General features: G+C 66.4%; 2 protein-coding genes. Both read left to right on the top strand.

Features of this window, described 5'->3' with window-relative positions; translation table 11 throughout:
* The first annotated feature begins 201 nt into the window (after positions 1–201).
* Positions 202–1,686 (top strand): CYTH and CHAD domain-containing protein, encoded by a 1,485-nt coding sequence (locus tag ASE02_RS15850; protein WP_056735515.1) that lies wholly within the window; start codon positions 202–204, stop codon positions 1,684–1,686.
* 90 nt (positions 1,687–1,776) lie between these two features.
* Positions 1,777–3,168: an adenosylhomocysteinase gene (gene ahcY, locus ASE02_RS15845; protein WP_056735514.1), complete on the top strand. Its 1,392-nt coding sequence runs from the start codon at positions 1,777–1,779 to the stop codon at positions 3,166–3,168.
* Positions 3,169–3,180: the final 12 nt, after the last annotated feature.

Genomic DNA, 3,180 nt, shown 5'->3' with positions numbered 1-3,180 from the left:
CACCAGTTCGGTGAACGGAAGCTCGAACAGGGCCTCGATCTGCGCCAGCGTCCAGTCGTGACGGGGCTGTGCGGGATCGACAGGACGGAAACCTTGAGCGATTGGAGCGTTCATGGGGAGCCTTCTCAAGCGAACGAGCGCCAAATTGGCGGTCAGCCGCTCGAAGAGGGCGAACCGCGCGTGGTCGGGAGCGTGTAGCGCATGAGCGCGGGTGAAGACGAGATAGAGTTGAAGTTCCTCTGCGAGCCTGCGGATCTCGCGGCGGTGCTGGCGGCTGCGCCGGTCGGCGAAACCCATGAAAAGACTTTGGTCTCCACCTATTTCGACACGCCGCAGGGCGATCTGCGCCGCGCGCGGATTTCGCTGCGCATCCGCGAAGGCGGGGCCAAACGGGTGCAGACGCTCAAGCGCGGCGACGGTTTCGCTCGCCAGGAACACGAACAGTCGATCGAGGGAATCGGGCTCGATCTTTCGCTGGCCGCCCTGAAAGACGCCCTGCCGGCCGCCAAGCGCGCCACCCTGGCGCCGATCTTCACGGTGCGGGTGGTCCGGCGTCAGCGCACCTTCGATTATGGCGGCGCCACCATCGAGATGGCGGTCGACGAGGGCGAGGTCCAGGCCGGAGAGCGCACCCGGCGGATCAGCGAGGTCGAGCTGGAGCTGAAGGCCGGGGTTTGCGACCCGATGTTCGAGCTGGCCCGCCAGTTGTCGAAGACCGCGCCGCTCTATCTGTCGTTCGACGGCAAGGCCTCCCAGGGCCAGGGCCTGATCGACGGCACCGACCGCGCGCCGCGCAGGCATGACAAGGCGCCCCTGGCTCGCGGCCTGAGCGCGGCCGGCGCCTTCCAGGCCATCGCCCGCAACACCCTGGTGCAGATCGCCGCCAACGGCGTGGTGCTGCGCCAGGCCGACAGCGTCGAGGCGGTGCATCAGCTGCGGGTCGCCGTGCGGCGGCTGCGCAGCACGATCTCGACCTTCAAGACTATCGTCGACGACGAGCGGACCGACGACATCGCCAGCGAGCTGAAGTGGCTGGCCGGCGCCTGCGACGAGGCTCGCGACTTCGACGTCTTCGCGGCCGATCTCGCGAAGTTCGATGACCCGGCGCTGGACCTCTCGCCCCTGCTGGCCGCGGTCGAGGCGGCGCGGGCGCGCGGTCACGCCAAGGCCTGCGCGGCCGTGGCTTCCGGCCGGTTCCGCGAACTGGTGCTGGAAACCACCGCCTGGGTCGAGACCGGCGCCTGGCTGACCCAGGGCGGCAAGGCGTCGGCTAAGCGCCGGGACATGCCGGCCGAACGCTTCGCGGCCAAGGCGCTGGAGCGTCGTCGCAAGACGCTGCTCAAGCGCGGCGCCGATCTGGAGGGCCAGGACGACGCGGCGCGTCATGAGGCGCGCATCGCCGCCAAGAAGCTGCGCTACGCCGCCGAGGCTTTCGTCGCCCTGTTCGAGCCCGAGCCCGCCAAGGTCTTCATCAAGGACCTCAAGCGCCTGCAGGATCAGCTCGGCCTGATGAACGACGCGGCGGTGGCCGGCGCCCTGGTGGAGCGCCTGAAACTGAAGGGCAAGGCGCTGGCCGCCGCCCGCCAGCTGATCGCGCTGCGCGACGCCGCCAAGCCCAAAACCGCCAAGGCGTCGGCCAAGGCCATGGGCCAGGTGCTCGCCGCCCCGGCCTTCTGGATTGGTTAGTCATATAAAGAAATCTTTATGTGTTTGTTGCTCCGCTGACGCCGCGACGCTATAGAGCCGTCAAACCACACTCTCCGACAGGACCGCCCGATGACCGACTATGTCGTGAAAGACATCACCCTGGCCGATTTCGGCCGCAAGGAAATCGCCATCGCCGAAACCGAGATGCCGGGCCTGATGGCCGTGCGCGCCGAGTTCGGCAAGGATCAGCCGCTGAAGGGCGCCCGCATCGCCGGCTCCCTGCACATGACCATCCAGACCGCCGTCCTGATCCAGACGCTTGAAGCCCTGGGCGCCGACGTCCGTTGGGCCTCGTGCAACATCTTCTCGACCCAGGACCACGCCGCCGCGGCCATCGCCGCCGCCGGCACGCCGGTCTTCGCGATCAAGGGCGAGAACCTGATCGAGTACTGGGAATACGCCCACAAGATCTTCGAGTGGTCGGACGGCGGCTACCCGAACCTGATCCTCGACGACGGCGGCGACGCCACCCTGCTCTGCGTGCTCGGCCCGAAGGCCGAGAAGGACCCGTCGGTCCTGAACAACCCGCAGAACGAAGAAGAAGAAGCGCTCTACACGGTGATGAAGCGCTACCTGGCTGAAAAGCCGGGCTTCTATTCGGCGATCCGCGACGCCATCGGCGGCGTGTCGGAAGAAACCACCACGGGCGTCCACCGCCTGTACCAGATGTCCGAGCGCGGCGAGCTGCCGTTCCCGGCCATCAACGTCAACGACAGCGTCACCAAGTCGAAGTTCGACAACCTCTACGGCTGCCGTGAGAGCCTGGTCGACGCCATCCGTCGCGGCACCGACGTCATGCTCTCGGGCAAGGTCGCGGTCGTGCTCGGCTACGGCGATGTCGGCAAGGGTTCGGCGGCCTCGCTCCGCAATGGCGGCGCGCGCGTCATCGTCACCGAAATCGACCCGATCTGCGCCCTGCAGGCGGCGATGGAAGGCTACGAGGTCCAGACGATGGAAGACGTCGCCGACAAGGGCGACATCTACGTCACCGCCACCGGCAACAAGGACGTCCTCACGGTCGACCACATGCGCCGGATGAAGAACAACGCCATCGTCTGCAACATTGGCCACTTCGACTCCGAAATTCAGGTCGCCGGCCTGAAGAACTTCAAGTGGGACGAGATCAAGCCGCAGGTCCACCACGTGGAATTCCCGGACGGCAAGAAGATCATCCTGCTGTCGGAAGGCCGCCTCGTGAACCTGGGTAACGCCACGGGTCACCCGAGCTTCGTGATGAGCGCCAGCTTCACCAACCAGACCCTGGCCCAGATCGAACTGTGGACCAACAAGGCCAGCTACGAGACCAAGGTCTACACCCTGCCCAAGCACCTCGACGAGAAGGTCGCCTTCCTTCACCTCGAGAAGCTCGGCGCCAAGCTGACCACGCTGTCCAAGGACCAGGCCGACTACATCGGCGTGCCGGAATCCGGCCCGTTCAAGCCGGACCACTACCGCTACTAGGAAAGACTGAGA

It is taken from the genome of Phenylobacterium sp. Root700, assembly GCF_001429025.1.
GTDB lineage: Bacteria > Pseudomonadota > Alphaproteobacteria > Caulobacterales > Caulobacteraceae > Phenylobacterium.
This window is presented reverse-complemented; position numbering and strand designations above follow the sequence as displayed.